This window comes from Rhodococcus sp. NPDC059968 (assembly GCF_042738615.1).
In the GTDB taxonomy this organism is placed as follows: Bacteria; Actinomycetota; Actinomycetes; order Mycobacteriales; family Mycobacteriaceae; genus Rhodococcus_F.
Genome location: NZ_JBHWUE010000018.1, coordinates 24,646 through 46,049 on the forward strand (window position 1 = coordinate 24,646; position 21,404 = coordinate 46,049).

Genomic DNA, 21,404 nt, shown 5'->3' on the forward strand with positions numbered 1-21,404 from the left:
CATGACCACCGTGGAGAATTCGGCGGCCCCCGCCCTGCAGAGTGCACCCCTCCCGCTGCCCGCGCCCGACGCCGACATCGTGGCCTTCCTCAACCTCGAGGCGCGCCTCGCGGACGAGGCCCGGTACTCCGAGTGGGAGCTCCTGTGGGACAACGACGCGCTGTACTGGGTCCCCATGCATCCCGACGACGACCCGAAGACCCGGTTGTCGTACATCTACGACAACCGGCGTCGCATCAAGAGCCGGGTGGCTCAGCTCAATACCGGAAACCGGCATTCGCAGACCCCGCCGTCGGTGATGCGCCGACTGCTCAGCAACTCCGAGGTGCTGGACACCGACGAGGACACCGTGACCGTGGGATCTAACTTCGCGCTCTTCGAGTACCGCTACTCCCAGCGGGTCTGGGCCGGCCGGGTGATCCACCGTGTCCGCCGCACACCCGGCGGACTGAAGCTGGCCGGGAAGACGGTCCACCTCATCAGCGCGGGCGGCCCCGTGGACACACTCGCTTTCCTCATCTGACCGAAAACGCACCCCACCATCGAAGGCGCCGCCTTCCAGAATCAAATTTGCGAGGAACAGTGCTAGTAGGCGACATCCCACGGAACAACGCACGGCGATACCCGAACAAGCCCGCCGTCGTCGAGGGCGATCGAACCCATACGTGGACGACGGTCGACGAACGGGCCCGGCGGTTGGCGAACCATCTCCTCGACCAGGGTCTGGCGAAGGGTGACCGGGTCCTCGTCATCGCCCGCAACTGCATCGAATGGCCGGAGATCACCTACGCCCTCGCCAAGTCCGGACTCGTCGCGGTTCCGGTGAACATCCGCCTTGCTCCCGACGAACTCGCGCACGTCCGCGACGACTCGGGGGCTCGCGGCGCGATCGTCCACACGGACCAGGTGGAGCGGTTCGGCGCGGAACTGAACGATCTGGCCCCGGTTCTCGAGATCGGGGGCAGCGTCGTCGGTGCCGACTACGAGACGGCATTGCGCGGTGCGCGATCCACCGAGCCGACTCCGGCGGATCTCACTCCGGACGACATCCAGTTCATTCTCTACACGAGCGGAACGACAGGACGCTCAAAAGGGGTTGTGAACACGCACCGCGGGATGCTCGCCCAGGTCGTGGACACCACTCTCGTCACCGAAGGCGATCGTTCGGACGTCTTCCTCGCCACCACCCCCTTCTTCACCGCAGGCGGGATGGTGCGCACCCTGTCCTGGACCTATCTGGGTCAGACCATGGTGATCCACCGTCGGTTCGACCCTCAGGCCGTCATCGACGAGATCGAGCGCAGTGGAGTCACGTTCACCACCTTCATCCCCACGATGCTTCAGCGGACCCTGCGGATCCTGGAGGAGGGACCGGCACGGGACATGTCCAGCCTGCGCCGAATCAGCTACGGTTCGGCGCCCGTCCCTCCGGGGTTGGCGAAGAAGGCTATGGACATGCTCGGCTGCGACATGCAGCAGCGATACGGGCTGACCGAATGCGGTGGGCAGGCGACGATCCTGACGCCCCAGGACCACCGGGACATGGTGGCGGGCAAGACCTCGATCCTCACCTCGTGTGGTCAGGAGACACCGATGTGTTCCATCCGCATCGTGGACGCCGACGGCAACGAACTCCCTGCAGGTGAGATCGGCGAGATCGTGATCGAGAGCGAAGCGAACGCGGTCGGGTACTGGAACCGCCCGGAGCAGACGGCCGAGGCGTTCCGCTCCACCGGTCTCTGGTCCGGCGATCTCGGTTACCTCGACGAGGAGCGATACCTGCACATCACCGGGCGCAAGACCGACATGATCATCTCGGGCGGATTCAACGTGTACCCGGCGGAGATCGAGCGGGTCATCGGGCACCACACACAGGTCGAGATGGTGGCCGTGGTGGGAATTCCCGATCCGGAGTGGGGCGAGACACCGGTCGCGGTGATCGTCCCGCGCGGTGACGTGGACGAGGACGCCCTCACGGCCGAGCTGACGGCGTTGTGCCGGGCGGAGCTGGCCGGGTACAAGCAGCCCAGGCGCTTCGTCTACCGCGGCGACTTCCCCCTCGGCCCCGCAGGCAAGATCCTCAAGCGCGTCATCGCCGACGACCTCCGGGTCTCGGCGGAGTAGGGAGGACGGGCATGGTCAGCGCCCAGAGCGTGGTCGACGCGAGCCGAGTACAGGTGGAATCGATCTGGGAGACGCTGGCGGCGAGAGCCGCCATCACCCCGTCCGCCGAGTTCGCGGTCGACGAAACGCGGCGTTCCTTCTCCTTCGACGCATTCCGGCGGTTGGCGGAAGGAATCGCGGCGACGCTCTACACGAGAGGGATTCGAGCCGGTGACGTGGTGTCCTGGCAACTGCCGAACATGGTCGAGACCATGGCTCTGGCCATGGCCCTGTCCCGGCTCGGCGCGGTGCAGAACCCACTCGTCACGATGTTGCGTGACCCGGAGATCGCGTTCATCAGCGAGCAGGTCGGTTCGCGCCTCCTGATCGTGCCCCGGATGTTCCGCGGATACGGCTACGCGGACATGGCGGCGCGGGTCGCGGCCGGAAGTGCCCGCGGCCTGGAGGTACTCGTCGTCGACGGGGACTGGGAACTCGGCGACCCGGCGGTCCTACCACCACCGGCGCATCCCGCGGGCCCGGACGACGTGTCGTGGATCTTCTTCACCTCCGGTACCACCGCAGCTCCCAAGGGCGTCAAGCACACCGACGGCGGACTCCTCGCGGCAGCGGCGACTTTCGTCACCAACGTCCGGGCCCGTCCGGAGGATCGCTGCGCCGCACTGGCACCGGTCGCCCACATCGGGGGCATCGCGCACCTGCTGCACGCGGTGATCGTCGGACACGCCCTCATCGTGAGCGCGACCTTCGTCCCCGAGGAGACGACGAATCTTCTGATCGAGCAGAACGTCACCCTGGTGGGTTCCGGTCTTCCGTTCACCAACGAGTACCTTCGCCTCTCCCGTGAACGGGGTGCGGTGCCGCTGTTTCCCCACGCCCGGGCCACCCTCGCGGGTGGATCACCGCGACCCCGTGCGCAGCACGCCGCGGCGAAGACCGCCCTCGGCGGGGTCGGCGTCATCTCGGGCTACGGAATGACCGAATGCCCCTACATCACCTGGGGTACCCCGGACGACACGGACGAGCAGCACGCGGTCTTCGAAGGCTTCCCCGCGGGTGGGGGTGCGGTCCGGATCGTTCGCACCGACGAAACCGACGCGGCGCCCGGTGAGATCGGGGAAATCCGGGTGCGCGGACCGCAGCTGTTCAAAGGCTACGTGGACAGCGCACTTGACGAGGGAACGCTCGACCGCAACGGATTCTTCCGCACCGGCGACCTGGGCTATGTGGACGCCGACGGTTGTCTGGCGGTCACCGGCCGCATCAAGGACATCATCGTCCGGAAGATGGAGAACATCTCGGCGCGTGAAGTCGAGGAAGCCGTCGTCGGCCATCCGGCCGTCGCGGACGTCGCGGTGATCGGGATACCGGACCCGAACAGCGGCGAACGGGTCTGTGCAGTGGTGGTACCGGCGAATCCCGGCCAACCGCCGACACTGGAGGACCTGCGGGACTTCCTGCACGCGGTCGGTCTGAACATCCGTAAGTACCCGGAGCAGGTCGAGGTGCTCGACGTGCTGCCACGCAACGCGATGGGAAAGATCGTCAAACCCGAACTACGGAAGCTGTTTGCCTCCGAAGACAGCACGCAACCGACGCCTTCGGGACATACACGAGTGGAGCCGAACATGCTCGAAACCGTATTCGACACCATCGAATTCGAGGTCGCGGACCATATCGCCATCATCACCCTGAACCGCCCGGACCAATTGAACTGCTTCAACGAGGCCATGACCCGGGAGGTGGCCGCGGTGTGGGCACGGGTGCGGGACGACGACGACATCCATGTCGCCGTGGTGCGCGCGAAAGGGGAGCGGGCCTTCTGCACCGGAGTCGATGTCAGTGCCGCACCCTGGTGGACCCACCTGAACCAGTGGAACCAGGAAGACCCCGGAGTGCTGCTGGGCCCCCGGCAGCACAAGGTGTGGAAGCCGGTCGTCTGCGCGGTGAACGGCATGGCCGCCGGCGGCGCGATGTATTTCGTCAACGAGTCCGACATCGTGATCTGCTCGGAGGACGCGACCTTCTTCGACCCACATGCTAACGGCGGCAGGGTCTCCGCCCTCGAGCCGATCGGCATGCTGGCGCGCGGAATCCCGTTCGGGGAGGTCATGCGGTGGGCGCTGCTCGGCAGCGACGAACGCATCACGGCGCATACCGCACTGCGGGCCGGAATCGTCACCGAGGTGACCGCACCCGGGCAGTTGTGGGATCGCGCCCACGAACTCGCGACCGAGATCGCGGGACGGCGCCCCGAGGCCATCCAAGGAACCGTTCGCGCCATCTGGGAATCCCTCGACATGATGCCGTCGATGGCACTGCGCAACGGACTGTCCTACACCCAGATCGGAAACAACGGCAGGGACGACGTCGACTCCCGCACCAACAAGCGCAAGCCGCGATTCCGCTGAACCTGCCCCACCGAACAAGGAGTGTGCTGTGAGCAGCAGCGTCGTTACAGAACAAGTGATCCGGTTTCCGCTGCTGATCGGCGGCGCCGAGGTGGAAGCCGAATCGGGCAAGACGTACGACAGTCTCGACCCGTTCACCGGAAGGCCCTGGGCCACGGTCCCCGACGGTGGCGCGTCCGACGTCGACCGTGCGGTTCGTGCCGCGAGGGAGGCACTGAACGGTCCGTGGGGCCGGATGACCGCGACGGCCCGCGGCAAGCTCATCTGGAAGCTCGGCGACGTCATTGCCCGTGAGGCGGACAACCTCGCCGAACTCGAGGTCCGCGACGGCGGAAAGCTGTTGCGGGAGATGGCCGGACAGATGAAGGGTCTGCCCGAGTACTACTACTATTACGCCGGCATGGCCGACAAGCTCGAGGGTGGTGTCATTCCGACGGACAAGCCCAACTACCTCGTGTACACGAAACACGAGCCGGTCGGTGTCGTCGGGGCGATCACCCCGTGGAACTCGCCCCTGCTGCTGCTCACCTGGAAGCTTGCCGCGGGACTGGCGGCGGGGTGCACGTTCGTCGTCAAGCCGAGTGACCACACACCCGCGTCGACGCTCGCCTTCGCGCGGCTGTTCGAGGAAGCGGGCTTCCCGCCCGGGGTCATCAACGTGGTCACCGGATGGGGTCCCGAGACGGGCGCCGCTCTCGCGTCGCATCCCGGGGTCGACAAGGTGGCCTTCACCGGTTCCACCGGTACGGGCATCAAAGTCGGTCAGGCCGCCCTGGAGAACATGACCCGGTTCACGCTCGAGCTCGGCGGCAAGTCGGCTCAGGTCGTGTTCCCCGACGCCGACCTCGACGCCGCTGCCAACGGGGTGATCTCGGGGATCTTCGCCGCGACGGGACAGACCTGCCTCGCCGGGTCGCGCCTGCTCGTGCACGAGAGTGTCGCCGAGGAACTGGTGTCGAAGATCGTCGCCCGGGCATCGACGATCGTCCTCGGGGACCCCCGGGATCCGGCCACCGAGATGGGGCCGGTCTCCAACGAGCCGCAGTTCCGGAAGGTGCTGTCGCACTTCGAGTCGGCGCGCGAGCAGGGAGCGACCATTGCCTACGGTGCAGAAGCAGTGGAGGAACTCGGCGGCTACTTCGTCAAGCCCACCGTCCTGACCGATGTCACATCGGACATGCGCGCTGTGGCCGAGGAAGTGTTCGGACCCGTCCTGGTCGTCTCCACGTTCACCGACGAGGACGAGGCAGTCGCGGCTGCGAACGGCACGGAGTTCGGTCTCGCGGGTTCGGTGTGGACCAAGGACGTTCACCGGGCGCATCGGGTGGCAGGCAAGCTGCGTGCCGGCACGATCTGGATCAACGCGTATCGTGCCGTCGCCCCGAGCGTGCCCTTCGGCGGCATGGGGGCCAGCGGCATCGGCCGCGAGAACGGTATCGACGCCGTCAAGGACTTCACCGAAACCAAGGCGGTGTGGGTCGAGCTGACCGGCGACACCCGTGACCCCTTCACGCTCGGCTGACCCCGCGCATCCCACTATCGAAGGACTGGACAGTGTCAGAATCAGGAAAGATCGAAGCCGTCATCGTCGCCGGTGCCCGTACGCCCATCGGTACGGCGTTCAAGGGCACTCTGCGCGACACCACCGCCATGGAACTCGCCCGTGTCGTACTCGAAGAAGTGCAGAAGCGCTCCGGGCTCGAGGTTTCGCAGATCGACGACATCATCCTCGCCGAGTCCAACTACGGCGGCGGTGACATCGCCCGCCACGCGGCGGTGGTCGCCGGGATGCTCCAGGTGCCCGGACAAGCCGTCAACCGGCACTGCGCAGGCAGCCTCACCGCGATCGGCAACGCCGCCGCTTCCGTGATCGCGGGAGCGGAGCGCGCGGTCATCGCGGGTGGCGCCCAGTCGACCTCCACCGGCCCGCTGCAGAAGTTCCGCACTCCCGGGACCGTCGACGAGTTCACCGACAAGTGGATGCCGCCGACACACCCGGACTCCGCCGAGGCACCCAACATGGACATGTCCATCACGGTGGGGTGGAACACGGCACGTGAGGCCGGCATCACGCGCGAGGAAATGGATGCGTGGGCTCTCAGATCACACGAACGCGCTCTCGCTGCAATCGATTCCGGTGCATTCGCGGACGAGATCGTCCCGGTGCAGGTGCTGCAGTCGGACGGCTCGGTGATCGAATTCTCCACCGACGAGCATCCGCGCCGCGGTTCTACCGCGGAGAAGCTGGCGAGCCTGAAGGTCCTCCACCCCGAGATCGAGGACTTCTCCATCACCGCGGGTAACGCCAGCGGCATCAACGATGCCGCCGCTGCGGTGGCGATCGTCGGCAGCGACCTCGTGGCCGAGGCCGGACTGACACCCCTCGCCATCGTCAAGTCCTGGGCGGCGACGGCAGTGGACCCGGCGCGCACCGGACTTGCGGTGCTGGACGTGATCCCCAAGGTGCTGGACCGGGCCGGAATCTCGATCGCCGACGTGGGCCTGTGGGAGATCAACGAGGCGTTCGCGTCGGTTCCCGTTGCGGCGTGCAAAAAGCTCGGGATCGACGAATCGATAGTGAACACCGCCGGTAGCGGATGCAGCCTGGGTCACCCGGTGGCCGCCTCGGGCGCCCGGATGGTCGTCACGCTCATGAACGAGCTGCGTCGACGGGGTGGCGGTTTCGGCGTCGCGGCGATGTGTGCCGGTGGCGGTCAGGCCGGCGCAGTGGTGATCGAAGTTCCGGCCTCGAAAGACTAGAAATGAACACAACTGTCAGATAAAGTGAGGGAACGGCAGCCCGGGCGGGTGGGTACCTCGAATCCTCGCCCGGGCCGCCGAGACAAAACTCCCGGTGTGGCCCCAAGTGCGGCGCAGCCCACAAGGAAAGGCGGTTCGGATGGAGCTCGATGTAGAGCCTATGGACGTTCCGGAAACGCTGAGCATTCAGGGGGCCGGACTTCAGCTCTCGGCAGACCGGTGGAAAAGGTTCGGCACCAGCAACGAACCCGCTGGTGTCGTCCTCCTGCTGCACGGCGGCGGACAGACCAGGCACTCGTGGCGCCGAACCGGTGAACGCCTGGCGGCGGCCGGCTGGACCGCGTACGCGGTCGACCTCCGCGGCCACGGTGACAGTGAGTGGGACGAGTCCGGTAACTACGGTATGTCGATCATGACCGAAGACGTCCGTTTGATTGTCCATCATGTCAGAAATGAGCACGGTGACCTTCCGATCGCTCTGGTCGGCGCCTCTCTCGGCGGCAAGGTGTCGTTGATCGCGATCGGTGAGGATCCCGAGCTCGCGCAGGCACTCGTGCTCGTCGACATTGCAGTGCGTGTCGAGGTCGCGGGCGGGCAGCGCGTCCGGCAGTTCATGACGAGCGCCCCCGACGGCTTCGCCTCCCTCGAGGAAGCCTCCGAGGTGATCTCCGCATATAACCCACGCCGCCGCCACTCCGGCAACCTCGAAGGCCTGAAGAAGAATCTCAGGCTGCGCGACGGTCGATGGCACTGGCACTGGGATCCCCGTGTGATGTTCAACGACGATGCGAGTACGCATCCTGATACGCCGGTCAGCGCAGTCATCTACGAACGTTCGCGCCGGGCGGCACGCAACATCACCTGTCCGGTCCTGCTGGTACGCGGCAAGGAATCCGACGTCGTATCCGACGAGGGCGTCGCCGAGATGCGCGAACTGATACCGCACGCTCAGGTCGTCGACGTCAGAGATGCCGGCCACATGGTGGCGGGCGACGACAACGACATCTTCACCGCGAGCTTGCTCGGGTACCTCGACCAGGCGATTCGGGCTCACGCCCAGGAGTCGTCGAAGGGAAGTCAGTAGCAGATGGAATCCACCACTCAGGCGGCGACCGGACCGGTCACCAAACTCGAACAGGTCGTCATCCGTATCGCCGGTGACTCCGGCGACGGCATGCAGTTGGCCGGTGATCAATTTACCGCGGAGGCAGCCGCTTTCGGCAACGACCTCGCGACGCAGCCGAACTTTCCCGCCGAGATCCGGGCGCCACAGGGAACGCTGCCCGGCGTGTCGAGCTTCCAGATCCAGATCGCCGAGTACGACATTCTCACGGCGGGTGACCGCCCGGATGTCCTCGTCGCGATGAACCCGGCCGCACTGAAGGCGAACATCGGCGATCTGCCTCGCGGCGGCACGCTGATCGTGAACAGCGACGAGTTCACCAAGCGGAATCTGTCGAAGGTCGGGTACGACGGCAACCCTCTCGAGACCGCCGAGTTCGAGGACTACCAGGTCCACGAGATCGCCATGGCCACAATCACACTGGGTGCGGTGGAATCTGTCGGGCTGGGCAAGAAGGACGCCGAGCGGTCGAAGAACATGTTCGCACTCGGGGTGCTGTCCTGGATGTACGGCCGGCCTCTCGCCGCCATCGAGGAGTTCCTGGGCAGCAAGTTCGTAAAGAAACCGGACATCGCGAAGGCCAACGTCCTGGCCCTGCGTGCAGGGTGGAACTACGGCGAGACGACAGAGTCGTTCGCCACGAGCTTCGAGGTGGCGCCGGCGACCCTGCCCGCGGGAACGTACCGGCAGGTCACGGGCAACACCGCCCTGGCCTACGGGTTGCTGGCGGCGGGCCGGACGTCCGGGATGGACGTCTTCCTCGGCACCTACCCGATTACGCCTGCCTCGGACATTCTGCACGAGCTCAGCAAGCACAAGCACTTCGGCGTCGTCACCTTCCAGGCAGAGGACGAGATCTCCGGAATCGGAGCGGCGCTCGGCGCGTCCTACGGCGGTGCCCTGGGTGTGACGAGCACGTCGGGTCCCGGACTCGCCCTCAAGTCCGAGGCGATCGGGCTGGGCGTGATGACGGAACTGCCGTTGGTCATCGTCGACGTGCAGCGAGGTGGGCCCTCGACCGGGCTGCCGACGAAGACCGAACAGTCCGACCTGCTGCAGGCCCTGTACGGCCGCAACGGGGAATCCCCGGTCGCGGTGATCGCGCCGCAGTCGCCCGCCGACTGCTTCGATGCCGCCCTCGAGGCCGCGCGCATCGCCGTCACCTACCGCACTCCCGTTCTCGTGCTGTCCGACGGTGCCATCGCGAACGGCTCGGAACCGTGGAGTATCCCGGACGTCGGCGCGCTACCCCCGATCGACCCGGCGTTCGCCGCCGCCGGGCAGGGAGGTGGTGCCGAGGGCGGCTACCTGCCCTACGCCCGTGACCCGCAGACGCTCGCCCGCGACTGGGCTGTACCCGGTAGCGCAGGTTTCGAGCACCGGATCGGTGGACTCGAGAAGGAGAACGGCAGCGGCGACATCTCGTACACCGACGTCAACCACGAACTGATGACCCGGATTCGGGCCGCGAAGATCGCCGGCATCGAGGTTCCCGATCTGATCGTGGACGATCCCGACGGTGACGCCGACGTGCTGGTGATCGGCTGGGGTTCGTCCTATGGCCCGATCGGTGAAGCTGTCCGGCGAATGCGCCGTGGTGGCAACAAGATCGCTCGTGTGCACCTGCGGCACCTGAATCCGATGCCGGCGAATCTCGGCGACGTGTTGACCGGATACCGGCGCGTGCTGGTGCCCGAAATGAACCTGGGCCAACTGTCGATGCTGCTCAGTGCTCGGTTCGATGCCGACATCCAGCCCGTCACCAAGGTGTCGGGCATGGCGTTCCGGGCCGACGAGTTGCACGAGGCATTCCTCGAAGAGTTCGGCGGCACGCTCGCCGGCTCCGAATCCGCCAAGACCCCGGCCGCCCTCGCTGCCGTCGTCACACGCTAGCGCCGCGACCCACAGTTTCTCGATTGGAGTTCCCATGACCAGTGTCATCCCGTCCGATCTTCGTGGAATCGAACTAGGGCTCAGTGCCCTCGACACCGTCCCGAAGTCGGATGTGCCGATGAAGGCCAAGGACTTCGCGTCCACCCAGGAGGTGCGCTGGTGCCCCGGTTGTGGTGACTATGTGATCCTGGCAACCGTCAAGAGCATGCTTCCGCAGCTGGGCCTCAAGCGGGAGAACATCGCGTTCATCTCCGGTATCGGCTGTTCCTCACGGTTCCCGTACTACCTGGAAACGTACGGTGTGCACTCCATCCACGGCCGGGCACCGACCCTCGCGACCGGCCTGTCGGTCACCCGGCCCGACCTGTCGATCTGGGTGGTCACCGGTGACGGCGACGCCATGTCGATCGGCGGAAACCATCTGATCCACGCTCTCCGCCGCAACGTGAACATGCGGGTCCTGATGTTCAACAACAGGATCTACGGCCTCACCAAGGGGCAGTACTCGCCGACCTCGGAGGTCGGCAAGGTCACCAAGTCCACGCCGATGGGATCGGTGGACGCACCGTTCAACACCATGTCCCTCACCGTGGGCGCCGAGGCCACGTTCGTTGCCAGGGCCCTCGATTCGGACCGTGCAGGGCTGACCGAGGTGCTGATGGCTGCGGCCCGCCACCGCGGGACGGCGTTCGTCGAGATCCTGCAGGACTGCCCCATCTTCAACGACGGATCCTTCGACGCCCTCCGCAAGGAGGAGGCGGCGAAGCGACTGATCCCGCTCCGGCACGGGGAGCCGATCACCTTCGGCGCCGACGACGAACTGTGCGTCGTGCGTAATGGTTTCGGACTGCGAGTAGCGGACACCGCCGACGTCGCCGCTCACGAGATCGTGATTCACGATGCCCACGGTGACGATCCGGAGTACGCGTATGCGCTCTCGCGCCTCTCCGATCAGAGCCTGAGCTACACCGTCACCGGCATCATCCGATCGGTGACCCGCCCCACGTACGACGACGCCGTCCGCGACCAGGTCTCCACCGCGCAGGCTTCCGGAGGTGAAAGCCTGCAGGACACCCTCAACGGCCACAACACGTGGACCGTCGACTGATCAAGGGCCCCGCAGTCCCGATACCAGCGAATAACCATCCCGAGATGAAGGAACACACCATGACCGTCGATACCGATGCCGCCAACAAGGTGCTTGCCGGGCTGCGGCCCTTTCCCGTCGCCATCACCACCGTCGACGGTGGGTTCGGCAACGGCCTGATGTCGCTGTCCGCGGGCTCCGCAAGCATCATTCCCGAAGCTCCGCGCGCCACCATCAGCCTCACCAAGTACAACAAGACCAACGACATGGTGGCAAACTCCGGCATCTTCGTCATGCACATGCTCAGCGCCGAGGACGATCAGCTCGAGAAGTCCCTCGAAATCCTGATGACGCTCGGCGGCAGTTCGGGCCGTGACGGGGAAAAGCTCGCGAAGCTGCGCACCAAGACCGGAGTCACCGGGGCACCGATCCTGCTCGACGCGCACAGCTACGTCGAAGCCCGGATCGTCGGCACCCTGGACGTCCAGGAAAGCTCGATTTTCGTCGGCGACGTCGTCGCTGCCGAGATCCTCAACCCTGGCCAACGTCTGAAGATCAACGAGGCGTGGGGCAAGCTCCCCGAGCAGTGGATCGCCCAGTACGACGCGAACCACGAGCCGCAGCTCGCCAACGCCCGCGCGCGACGCTTCGGCCAGACGGTCTAGGAACGGCAGATGACCACTGTCGAACAGACCTCCGTCACGGGAGCGTGGGAACTGCCCGAAGAGTTCCGCATGCTCCGCGACACCGTGCGAAGGTTCATGGAGTCGGAAGTACATCCGCTCGAGGCCACCCTGCCGCACGACGCGGCCGGCCTGCCCCGCGAACAACTGATTCCGCTGCAGGAGAAGGCGCGTTCGCTCGGCTTGTGGGCGATGCAGACACCGGAGGAGTTCGGCGGTGCCGGCCTCAGCGTGCTGGGGCAGGTCCTTGTGGCCGAGGAAGCCGCGAAATGCCGCATGGGTGCGTTCTTCCCGGCGCTGGGTGCGTTCGGTGGCAATCCACCGAACGTCATGTACAAAGCGACGGAAGAGCAGTTTCGCAAGTACGCACAGCCGATCATCGACGGCACGGCCACCAAGGCGTACACCTCGATCAGCGAGGCGTCCGGGGGGTCGGATCCGGCGCGGGCGATCAAACTCAAGGCAGTCCGCAACGGCGACCACTACGTGCTCAATGGGAGCAAGATGTGGACCAGTCACGCGGAGAAGGCGGACTGGGGCGTCGTCTACGCACGCACCGGTGAGGGCCGGGGCGGCATCTCCTGTCTCATCGTGGAGAAGGACACTCCGGGAATGTCTTTCCACCGGATCGGGGTGATGGCGTCGTTCGCGCCGTACGAACTGCATTTCGACGACGTCCGCATCCCCGTCGGTAACCTGATCGGTGAGGAGGGCAGAGGGTTCGCCCTCGCCTCCGACTTTCTGGTGCACGGCCGGATCCAGTACGCAGCCGGTCCCATCGGCATCGCGCAGACGGCCCTCGACATGGCGTGCCGGTGGGCGAAAGACCGGGATGTGTTCGGCGGAAAACTTGCCGACAAGCAGGGTATCCAGTGGATGCTCGTCGACTGCGAAGTCGAACTGCGGGCCGCGCGACTGCTGATGTACCAGGCGGCGTGGAACGCGGATCTCGGCCGGGACGTTCGGACCGACGCGTCCGTGTCCAAGATGTACGGCACCGAGGTGGCGTACAAGGTGATCGACCGGTGCATCCAGATCCACGGCGCTCTCGGGCTCTCCGACGAACTGCCACTCGAACGGTGGTTTCGCGACCTTCGCGTGAAGCGACTGGGTGAGGGCGCCACCGAGGTTCAGCGCGTCGTCATCGCGCGCGAACTGCTGAAGTGACAGGAGAACTCAGGGCCATGGATCTGAAATTCAATCTGATGTTCCCGATGCGCGCCGTGAAGCACTACCCGCAGTGGATCGGCAACAGTAGTCTCGGGCAGGTCGCCAAGTTCGTCGAGGACGCCGGTTTCGACGGGTTCTCGATGAGTGAGCACCCGTACCCGGACAAGAAGTGGCTCGCCAACGGCGGTCACCACGCCTTCGACCCGTTCGTCGCACTGAGTATGGCAGCGGAGGCGACGACACGGATTCGACTCATCACGTACGTGATGGTGGCTGCGTATCGCAGCCCCTACCTCGGGGCCAAATCGGCAGCGAGCCTCGACCTGCTGTCGGGTGGACGGCTCACCCTCGGCATGGCCGCGGGCTATCTCGAGACCGAGTTCAACGCGCTGGGAGCAGATTTCGCTCGCCGTGGGAAGTTGCTCGACGAGGCCATCGCCGCGATGCGCGCCACCTGGGTGGGCGAAGATCACGACGGCCCGGAGTTCGGATGCAGCAACCACCTCTCGCTCCCGCTGCCGGCGCAGCCCGGTGGACCACCGATCTGGATCGGGGGCAACAGCAAGGCAGCCCGACGTCGCGTCGTCGAATCGGCGGACGGATGGATGCCGATGGCGCAGTCCGCTCAAATGGCGGAGATCACGAGAACTCCGCCGCTCGAAGACATCGACACCCTTTGCGAGATGATCTCCGCGCAGAACAAGAAGCGGGCCGAAGCCGGCAAGTCGTCCATCGACGTCTCGTTCGTGCCCTTCGAGAAGAACCTGCAGCAGTCCGGCGACTCCACCGCATTCTGCGACGCCCTCGCACCGCGGTTGAGTGCCTACGCGGACGCCGGCGTCACCTGGATCACGATCGAGCCGTCCAGTCGCAGTCTCGGCGAGTTCGAGCGCGACATCGCCATGATGAGCGAACGGCTGATCAGCCGATAGACCCGGCGGTGTCCCGGCACGAAAATCGAGCGGACCCGCGCGTTCCGATGGAGCGCGCGGGTCTCCGCTTCCCACGATCAGGAGCGAGACGAAGGAGTCACAGTGCCCAAATCGACTGTGCCGAGTGAACAATCCGTGACGTCCCCCTATCAACCGGGGGAGTGGGCGCGAGACGTGGCGGAGGAAATGCCGGGGAGCCGCGAGTTCGGTGAGCTCGTCGAGACGTTCCGTGAACTGCAGTCCGCACTGTGTGCAGCAGCGCCTTCGGTCGAACTCATGGCGCAGTTGAACCGGGAGTTCCGGGATGCGACGGAGCGGCTGACGGAGTTCCGGGTGCCCGAGCTCGAACGCTACCCGCGGCGGCCCGATCTGACCGGCCGGGGACATCCGGTGCTGATCCCGTACATTGTCCAGGAACTACGCGACCGGGACATGGTCGCGGTCGTCGAGTTCACCGACTCCCAATTGGGCGGAAACGGTGCCGTCCACGGCGGCACCATCCCGCTGCTGTTCGACGATCTGCTCGGGATCTTCGTGAGTATCAAGGGACAGCCGGGATCGCGGACCGCGTTCCTGAAGGTGAACTATCGGAAGATCACCCCGATCCACAGGAAGCTTCGAGTCGAAGCATCCATCGACCGGATAGACGGTCGCAAGACGTGGATCACGGGGCGCCTCCTCGACGGCGACGAACTGCTGGCCGAGGCGGAAGCGCTGTTCCTGCGACTGCTACCCGGGCAGCCATGACGGCCGACGTACGCCACCGGATGGGTGACCTGCAGTTCGGCGTCTACGTCCCCCAGTTCAAGATGGATGTGTCCGCCGTACTCGCGACCGCGACAGTGGTGGAAGAACGCGGGTTCGATTCCTTCTGGCTGATGGACCACCTCTACGCGCCGGGCGCTCCTCCGTGCGACACGCTCGAAAGCTGGACTCTGCTGACGGCAGTCGCCGGTGTGACCTCGCGAATACGACTCGGCCATCTCGTTGGATGCAATCCGTTCCGGCATCCCGCGCTGCTCGCGAAAATGGCGGCCACCTTGGACCAGATCAGTGGTGGGCGGCTCGATCTGGGACTGGGTTGGGGCTCGGTCGAGGCCGAATTGACCGCGTTCGGGTTTCCGCTCGGATCCAGACGTGAGCGCTCGGAAGCGTTGGGGGAGACTCTCGATATCCTAGAACTGATGTTCACCGGTGAGCCCTTCGATTACGAGGGCCGGCAGTTCCAGCTGCATAGCGCGTACGGACTTCCACTTCCCGTGCACGGCCGGATCCCCATTCACATCGGCGGTGGTGGCCCGACGCTGACCATGCCGCTGGTCGCCCGGTACGCCGATTGGTGGAACTGCGTTGGGGGAGCGAGGAACAGACTCGAGGAACTGTCCGAGCTGAAAGGTCGAGCACGGATCTCCGCCCAGTACGCCGTCGGAATGGCAGCGGACGAAGCGGACGTCGAACACGTGGCAGCAGTGACCGCGCGGCGGATGCCGGTACCTGCGTGGGGAGCCGCCCTCGTCGGCACCTCCGCGCAGCTGGTCGAGCAGTTTCGACGGGAACACGAACGCGGAGTGGAACTATTCGTCCTCCGGTTCCACGATTTCGCTGCTGCAGACACCCTCAGACGTTTCGCAGGTGAGGTTCTGGAACCAGTCAAAGCATTGGTGGAGGCGTGATGGTGAAGTTGGGTTACAAGGCTTCTGCGGAGCAGTTCGGTCCGCGGGAGTTGGTGGAGCTGGGTGTTCTGGCGGAGGCGCACGGGATGGACTCGGCGACGGTGTCGGATCACTTTCAGCCGTGGCGGCACGAGGGTGGCCATGCGCCGTTTTCGTTGGCGTGGATGACGGCGGTCGGGGAGCGGACGGAGCGGCTGCAGTTGGGGACGTCGGTGATGACGCCGACGTTCCGGTACAACCCGGCGGTGGTGGCGCAGGCGTTCGCGACGATGGGGTGTCTGTATCCGGGGCGGATCATGCTCGGGGTGGGTACCGGTGAGGCTTTGAACGAGATCGCGACGGGTTTTGCCGGAGAGTGGCCGGAGTTCAAGGAGCGGTTCGCGCGGCTGCGGGAGGCGGTCCGGTTGATGCGCGAACTGTGGTTGGGTGATCGGGTCGATTTCGAGGGCGAGTACTTCAACACCACGGGGGCGTCGATCTACGACGTGCCCGAGGGCGGGATTCCGGTGTACATCGCCGCCGGTGGTCCGGTGGTGGCCCGGTATGCCGGTCGTAGTGGTGACGGGTTCATCTGCACGTCGGGTAAGGGGATGGAGTTGTACACGGAGAAGTTGATGCCTGCGGTCGCGGAGGGGGCGGCGAAGGCCGGCCGGGATGTGGCGGAGATCGACAAGATGATCGAGATCAAGATTTCGTATGACACGGATCCGGAGTTGGCGTTGGAGAACACGCGGTTCTGGGCGCCGTTGTCGTTGACGCCGGAGCAGAAGCACAGCATCGATGATCCGATCGAGATGGAGAAGGCGGCGGATGCGTTGCCGATCGAGCAGGTGGCGAAGCGGTGGATCGTGGCGTCGGATCCGGATGAGGCGGTGGCGCAGATCCGCCCGTATCTCGATGCGGGGTTGAACCACCTGGTGTTCCACGCTCCCGGGCATGATCAGAAGCGGTTCCTGGAGTTGTTCGAGCGGGATCTAGAACCCCGCCTCCGTGAACTTCCTTCTACGCCAAGCGCGGATACAGCCTCAAACGCTTCGTACACCACGGTCCAGTCAGCTCCCGGCACCCGGGCACGCACGAAGGAATAGGGATGCCTGCAAAGCTACCGAAACTACCTATACCGATCTCGGAGGTGTGGGACTGGCAGTTGTCCGCTGCATGTCGTGGTACCGACACGACAATTTTCTACCACCCGGACAACGAACGTGGTGAAGCACGGTCGGAGCGGATACGTGTTGCCAAACTGATCTGCGATAGCTGTCCAGTGCGAGCGGCGTGCTTGAACTACGCGTTGGAAACGGCCGAACCCCACGGCACTTGGGGAGGTTTCACTGAGGAAGAACGCAAGGAATGGCGACTCCGGAAACGGTTCCGATCCCTGCGCGAAGACCGCGAACGCAGACTCAACCAACGGCCTGCGCTCGTGTCGAGAAAGAATGAGGAAGCCGAGCCCTCGGCTGCCGGCAGGGCATTCCGACGCTGCGGTACTTCCAGGTGAGTCGCATTCGAGTGTGCGAGCAGTGCAGAGCACACTGAGTAGTGATACAGCGGAACCTCGAGAATCGAGCGTCAATGACTCGGCTCGGTAACGAGTGCCGTACTTGCAAGAGGCAGGACTGCATCGATCTTCTCGACTCTTGTGATGCAGACGAGCGGGATCGGATGGAGTTCGAGCGGTGGGCATATCTATGCCAGGCGCAAACGTTGTAAATGGTGCTCTGTGCCCTGCAGCGGACCGCGCCCCACGCGGGCGGTTCTGCTCCGCGCCCTGCAAACGTTCCGAACGCGGATGCTCGGTCCGCGCTCTTCACTTCGGACAGGGAGCGATCCGCAGGCACAAATGTGGCTGAGGCGATACGTTCCGGACGAGCACAGGAAGGTGACAGTTCCCGGTCGAGATGAGATCAGTCGGTACTCGGTGAGCCACGTCGGGGTCTGCTCGTACAGCGAGTGCGTCGATATCGACTTCCCGGAGACCGGTGAGTACGCGTTACCCGTCGACACCATGCCAATCGATCAGATGTCCAACTCATGATTCGCGCCCACGCTCGGGCTGATCGCGCCAGCACCAATGCCGGGCTGCGGGGTGCCGGACGTCTGAACTGCGCGGCGTATCGAGGTTGAGAGAACGTCGAGATAGGGCCGAGGCATCGGGTGGCGGCGTTACCCTGAGAACACAGGTTTTCAAGGTATGCGCGGTGTCGATCGTCGAGCGTCGCGGATCGGATGGATCGCTGGATAGCTGATGACCGAGGATGAAGATCCCCTGGTAACGCAACGCAACGTGGGCGCAGCGGTCGTTGCGCAGCTAGAGGCAGAGGGGTTCGAGAACGCCGAGGAGATCGGGCGCGGTGGCTTCGGCGTCGTTTACCGCTGCACTCAGCCGGGCATCGAACGTGTCGTCGCAGTGAAGGTGCTCACCGCCGACCTGGACGAGGTGAATCGAGCGCGATTCCTCCGGGAACAGCGGGCTATGGGCAGGCTGAGCGGACACCCGAATATCGTCAACGTGCTGCAAGTCGGCGTCACCGAGGGTGGTGTCCACTACATTGCGATGCAGTACCACGCGCAGGACTCGCTGGATATGCGGATCCGCCGACACGGGCCGCTCCCGATCGACGAGTCGCTGCGGTTAGGGGTAAAGATGGCCGGGGCAGTGGAGACCGCGCACCGGCTCGGGATCTTGCACCTTGACATCAAACCCGCAAATATTCTACTCACCGACTACCGGGATCCGGCGTTGGGTGATTTCGGGATCGCGCACATGTCCGGCGGATTCGAGACCGGCACGGGTACCGTCACCGGTTCGCCGGCCTTCACCGCCCCAGAGGTGCTCCGGGGCGATTCGCCGAGCCGGGCCTCGGACGTATACGGACTCGGTGCGTCTTTGTTCAGCGCCCTGACCGGTCATGCCGCCTTCGAGCGCCGCAGCGGTGAGCAGGTGGTGGCCCAGTTCCTGCGGATTACCACCCAGCCGGTACCGGATCTGCGCGAGCACGGAATCGACGACGACGTGTCCGCGGCGATCGGACGCGCAATGGCCGCAAATCCTCAGGACCGGCCCTCCGCTGCTGAGCTCGGTGACGAACTGCGGCGGATCCAGCTGCGCCTCGGCTTCCCCGCCGACGAGATGTCTCTGCACGCCGAACTAGGCGCACAGCAGCAATCACCGGTTCCAGGCGTTACACCATTCGCCAAGCACATTACGTTGGCGCACCGCCAACCGACGTCACATGCCACTCGGGGCGTCAAGGGAAACCTTCCGATCGAGCTCACCAGCTTCGTCGGGCGTCGGAGTGAACTGACGGACACCAAGGCGATGCTGTCGGACTCCCATCTTGTGACGCTGACCGGGATCGGCGGTGTCGGCAAGACCCGTCTGGCCTTGCGGGTTGCCGAGAATATGCGACGTGAGTTCGTTGACGGAGTATGGCTGGTGGAGTTGGGTGAGCTGTCCGACGGGACGTCGTTGAGCGATGTAGTGGCTGCCGCGCTCGGGTTGCGTGAACAGGCGGGGACACCGTTGCATGAGGTACTGCTGGACTTCCTGGCCTCCCGGGAATTGCTGCTGGTGCTCGACAACTGCGAGCAGATCGTGGACGCGGCGGCCCGGCTGGTCGAGACCCTATTGCGCGCCTGCCGAGGAGTGCGGGTCCTCGCCACGAGCCGCGAACCTCTGGGGATCGGTGGCGAGGCGGCGCTGCGGGTTCCGCCACTGACGGTGCCCGACCCAGATCGGCACTCGACGCTGCGGGGCCTACCCCGCTATGACGCGGTCACCCTGTTCGTCGACCGCGCCGTCATCGCCGTCCCGGGGTTCGAGCTCACCGACACCAACAAGGATGCAGTCGCCCGAATCTGCCATCGACTGGACGGGTTGCCTCTACCGATCGAGCTGGCGGCGGCTCGGCTGCGGGCGATGTCGCCCGAGCAGATCCTGCAGCGGCTCACCGATCGTTATGCGCTGCTCACTCGCGGCAGCCGGCTGGCGCCCTCACGGCAGCAAACTCTCAGACTGTGTATCGACTGGAGCTACGAGCTGTGCACACCGGATGAGCAGGCGGTGTGGTCTCGACTGGCGGTGTTCGCCGGAAGCTTCGAACTCGACGCCGCCGAACAGATCGGCGGCCGCGGTCTGGAGCCGGAGAATCTCCTCGACCTGGTGACCTCACTGGTGGACAAGTCGATACTGATCCGCGAAGAAGCCGGTCCCGTGGTCCGATTCCGGATGCTCGAGACTCTGCGCGACTACGGTCGAATGCAATTGCAGGAGAGCGGTGAGTACGACCAATTTCGCAGGCAGCACCGGGATTGGTACGAGAAGTTGGCACTTGCGGCGGAAGATGAATGGATAAGCTCGCGGCAGTTGGACTGGATCGCCCGGCTCGGGCGGGAGCAGTCGAATACGAGAGAGGCGCTGGAGTTCTGCGCGACAAATAGCCCCGAGACCGGACTGCGCATCGCCGCCGCCCTATTCCCCTTTTGGATCTCTCAGAGCTGGTACAGCGAGGGACGGCGTTGGCTAGATCGCCTCCTGGCCAGCGCTCCGGGACTGCCTACCCGCGAAAGAGTCAAGGGCTTGTATGCGGACAGCGTCCTGGCCGAATTGCAGGGTGAGATTCCGGTGGGAACCGCACTCGTGGAGGAGGGGCGCGCATTGGCCGAACAGTCGACCGACCCGTTGGTCCACGCACTCGTGGCCTATTCCGACGGAATGCTCGCGCTCTTCAGCGGTGATCTTCGTCGTGCACCCTCGCTCCTACACAGTGCCCTCGAGACTTTCACCAGCCGGAAGAACCACCCACTGCACATCGGGGCGCTACACATGCTGGGGATAGCCCACGAACTCCTCGGCGAAACGGAGCAGGCAATCGAGTGCTACGAGCAGGTCCGCGCAACCACGGAAGCGCGCGGTGAATCGATGTACCGCGCGTACGCACTGTGGGGTATGGGTGTTGCAGTGTGGCGGCAGGGTGATGTGGTTGGGGCGGCACGGCTACTCGAACAGTCGCTGCGCCTGGCGCGGCAGGTGAACAGCCCACGAACTGTCGCCACCTGTCTCGAAGCCCTGGGCTGGCTCGCCGCGACCGAGCGTGACGCGCACCGCGCGATCGTCTTGATTGCTGCGGCCGAGGCCCTGGGGCACTCCATTGGCAGCGCCGGAGTCGTGTTCCCTACGATGCTCGCTCACCACCAGCAGTGCGAGCAGTCGAGTCGTCTGGCTCTGGGGGAGCGAGCATACGAGGCGGCCCGCCGGGAAGGCCGGTCCTTGGGGCTGGGAGCCGCCTTCGCCTACGCTCTCGGCGAGCCGGCGCCAACTTCCTCGGCCTCCACGGAAACATCGCCGAAGCTGACTAAACGAGAACGCCAGGTCGCCGATCTAGTCGCCCAGGGCCTTACCAACAAGGAGATCGCAGCTCGACTCGTGATCTCGCCCCGCACTGCCCAGGGACACGTAGAGCATCTCCTCGCCAAACTCGGATTCACCTCCCGCGCAAAGATTGCCGCGTGGGTAGTGGAACAGACGGGAAGCGAGCACTAAGGTGGG

At 65.2% G+C, this 21,404-nt stretch carries 16 protein-coding genes and 1 pseudogene; all 17 read left to right on the forward strand.

Translation table 11 applies throughout. The features are described 5' to 3' along the window. Position 1 precedes the first annotated feature (1 nt). Positions 2-523 (forward strand): aromatic-ring-hydroxylating dioxygenase subunit beta, encoded by a 522-nt coding sequence (locus ACFWAY_RS17110; RefSeq protein WP_378453954.1) that lies wholly within the window; start codon positions 2-4, stop codon positions 521-523. Positions 524-582: 59 nt separating this feature from the next. Continuing rightward, positions 583-2,124 (forward strand): class I adenylate-forming enzyme family protein, encoded by a 1,542-nt coding sequence (locus ACFWAY_RS17115; RefSeq protein WP_378453955.1) that lies wholly within the window; start codon positions 583-585, stop codon positions 2,122-2,124. An 11-nt stretch (positions 2,125-2,135) separates the two neighbouring features. Then, a pseudogene (locus ACFWAY_RS17120) lies at positions 2,136-3,653 on the forward strand (AMP-binding protein); the annotation flags it as partial. Between the two features lie 99 nt (positions 3,654-3,752). After that, positions 3,753-4,535, forward strand: coding sequence for an enoyl-CoA hydratase/isomerase family protein (locus tag ACFWAY_RS17125; protein ID WP_378511414.1), 783 nt, complete (start codon positions 3,753-3,755; stop codon positions 4,533-4,535). 55 nt (positions 4,536-4,590) lie between these two features. Further along, complete coding sequence (locus ACFWAY_RS17130; RefSeq protein WP_378511415.1) at positions 4,591-6,057, forward strand: aldehyde dehydrogenase; 1,467 nt, start codon at positions 4,591-4,593, stop codon at positions 6,055-6,057. 32 nt (positions 6,058-6,089) lie between these two features. Next, positions 6,090-7,295, forward strand: a complete 1,206-nt coding sequence (locus ACFWAY_RS17135; RefSeq protein ID WP_378511368.1) for a thiolase family protein — start codon at positions 6,090-6,092, stop codon at positions 7,293-7,295. A 139-nt stretch (positions 7,296-7,434) separates the two neighbouring features. Then, entirely contained in the window at positions 7,435-8,379 is a 945-nt protein-coding gene (locus tag ACFWAY_RS17140) for an alpha/beta fold hydrolase (protein WP_378511369.1), read from the forward strand. A 3-nt stretch (positions 8,380-8,382) separates the two neighbouring features. Further along, the gene (locus tag ACFWAY_RS17145; RefSeq protein WP_378511370.1) at positions 8,383-10,311 is read left to right on the forward strand and encodes a 2-oxoacid:acceptor oxidoreductase subunit alpha; all 1,929 of its coding nucleotides are present in this window, start codon (positions 8,383-8,385) and stop codon (positions 10,309-10,311) included. Positions 10,312-10,345: 34 nt separating this feature from the next. After that, the gene (locus ACFWAY_RS17150) at positions 10,346-11,419 is read left to right on the forward strand and encodes a 2-oxoacid:ferredoxin oxidoreductase subunit beta (RefSeq protein ID WP_378453959.1); all 1,074 of its coding nucleotides are present in this window, start codon (positions 10,346-10,348) and stop codon (positions 11,417-11,419) included. 59 nt (positions 11,420-11,478) lie between these two features. Further along, complete coding sequence (locus ACFWAY_RS17155; protein ID WP_378511371.1) at positions 11,479-12,063, forward strand: flavin reductase family protein; 585 nt, start codon at positions 11,479-11,481, stop codon at positions 12,061-12,063. Between the two features lie 9 nt (positions 12,064-12,072). Continuing rightward, the gene (locus tag ACFWAY_RS17160) at positions 12,073-13,248 is read left to right on the forward strand and encodes an acyl-CoA dehydrogenase family protein (RefSeq protein ID WP_378453961.1); all 1,176 of its coding nucleotides are present in this window, start codon (positions 12,073-12,075) and stop codon (positions 13,246-13,248) included. Between the two features lie 17 nt (positions 13,249-13,265). Continuing rightward, positions 13,266-14,183 (forward strand): LLM class F420-dependent oxidoreductase, encoded by a 918-nt coding sequence (locus ACFWAY_RS17165; RefSeq protein WP_378511372.1) that lies wholly within the window; start codon positions 13,266-13,268, stop codon positions 14,181-14,183. A 102-nt stretch (positions 14,184-14,285) separates the two neighbouring features. Further along, positions 14,286-14,930 carry a PaaI family thioesterase gene (locus ACFWAY_RS17170; protein WP_378511373.1) on the forward strand — a complete coding sequence of 215 codons (645 nt, stop codon included), beginning with the start codon at positions 14,286-14,288 and terminating at the stop codon, positions 14,928-14,930. Then, a complete protein-coding gene (locus ACFWAY_RS17175) occupies positions 14,927-15,856 on the forward strand; it encodes an LLM class flavin-dependent oxidoreductase (RefSeq protein WP_378511374.1) in 930 nt (309 codons plus the stop codon). The genes ACFWAY_RS17170 and ACFWAY_RS17175 overlap by 4 nt, the downstream gene beginning before the upstream one ends. Beyond that, positions 15,856-16,944: a glucose-6-phosphate dehydrogenase (coenzyme-F420) gene (gene fgd, locus ACFWAY_RS17180; protein ID WP_378511375.1), complete on the forward strand. Its 1,089-nt coding sequence runs from the start codon at positions 15,856-15,858 to the stop codon at positions 16,942-16,944. Before ACFWAY_RS17175 ends, fgd begins: the two co-directional genes overlap by 1 nt. 2 nt (positions 16,945-16,946) lie before the next feature. Next, positions 16,947-17,354, forward strand: coding sequence for a WhiB family transcriptional regulator (locus tag ACFWAY_RS17185; RefSeq protein WP_378453966.1), 408 nt, complete (start codon positions 16,947-16,949; stop codon positions 17,352-17,354). Between the two features lie 747 nt (positions 17,355-18,101). Then, entirely contained in the window at positions 18,102-21,398 is a 3,297-nt protein-coding gene (locus ACFWAY_RS17190) for a protein kinase (protein WP_378511376.1), read from the forward strand. Positions 21,399-21,404 lie beyond the last annotated feature (6 nt).

Coding starts and splice junctions, on each gene's coding strand:
- ACFWAY_RS17110 (WP_378453954.1), top strand. CDS start 2: ATGACCACCGTGGAGAATTCGGCGGCCCCCGCCCTGCAGAGTGCACCC.
- ACFWAY_RS17125 (WP_378511414.1), top strand. CDS start 3,753: ATGCTCGAAACCGTATTCGACACCATCGAATTCGAGGTCGCGGACCAT.
- ACFWAY_RS17140 (WP_378511369.1), top strand. CDS start 7,435: ATGGAGCTCGATGTAGAGCCTATGGACGTTCCGGAAACGCTGAGCATT.
- ACFWAY_RS17145 (WP_378511370.1), top strand. CDS start 8,383: ATGGAATCCACCACTCAGGCGGCGACCGGACCGGTCACCAAACTCGAA.
- ACFWAY_RS17150 (WP_378453959.1), top strand. CDS start 10,346: ATGACCAGTGTCATCCCGTCCGATCTTCGTGGAATCGAACTAGGGCTC.
- ACFWAY_RS17155 (WP_378511371.1), top strand. CDS start 11,479: ATGACCGTCGATACCGATGCCGCCAACAAGGTGCTTGCCGGGCTGCGG.
- ACFWAY_RS17160 (WP_378453961.1), top strand. CDS start 12,073: ATGACCACTGTCGAACAGACCTCCGTCACGGGAGCGTGGGAACTGCCC.
- ACFWAY_RS17165 (WP_378511372.1), top strand. CDS start 13,266: ATGGATCTGAAATTCAATCTGATGTTCCCGATGCGCGCCGTGAAGCAC.
- ACFWAY_RS17175 (WP_378511374.1), top strand. CDS start 14,927: ATGACGGCCGACGTACGCCACCGGATGGGTGACCTGCAGTTCGGCGTC.
- fgd (WP_378511375.1), top strand. CDS start 15,856: ATGGTGAAGTTGGGTTACAAGGCTTCTGCGGAGCAGTTCGGTCCGCGG.
- ACFWAY_RS17185 (WP_378453966.1), top strand. CDS start 16,947: ATGCCTGCAAAGCTACCGAAACTACCTATACCGATCTCGGAGGTGTGG.
- ACFWAY_RS17190 (WP_378511376.1), top strand. CDS start 18,102: ATGACCGAGGATGAAGATCCCCTGGTAACGCAACGCAACGTGGGCGCA.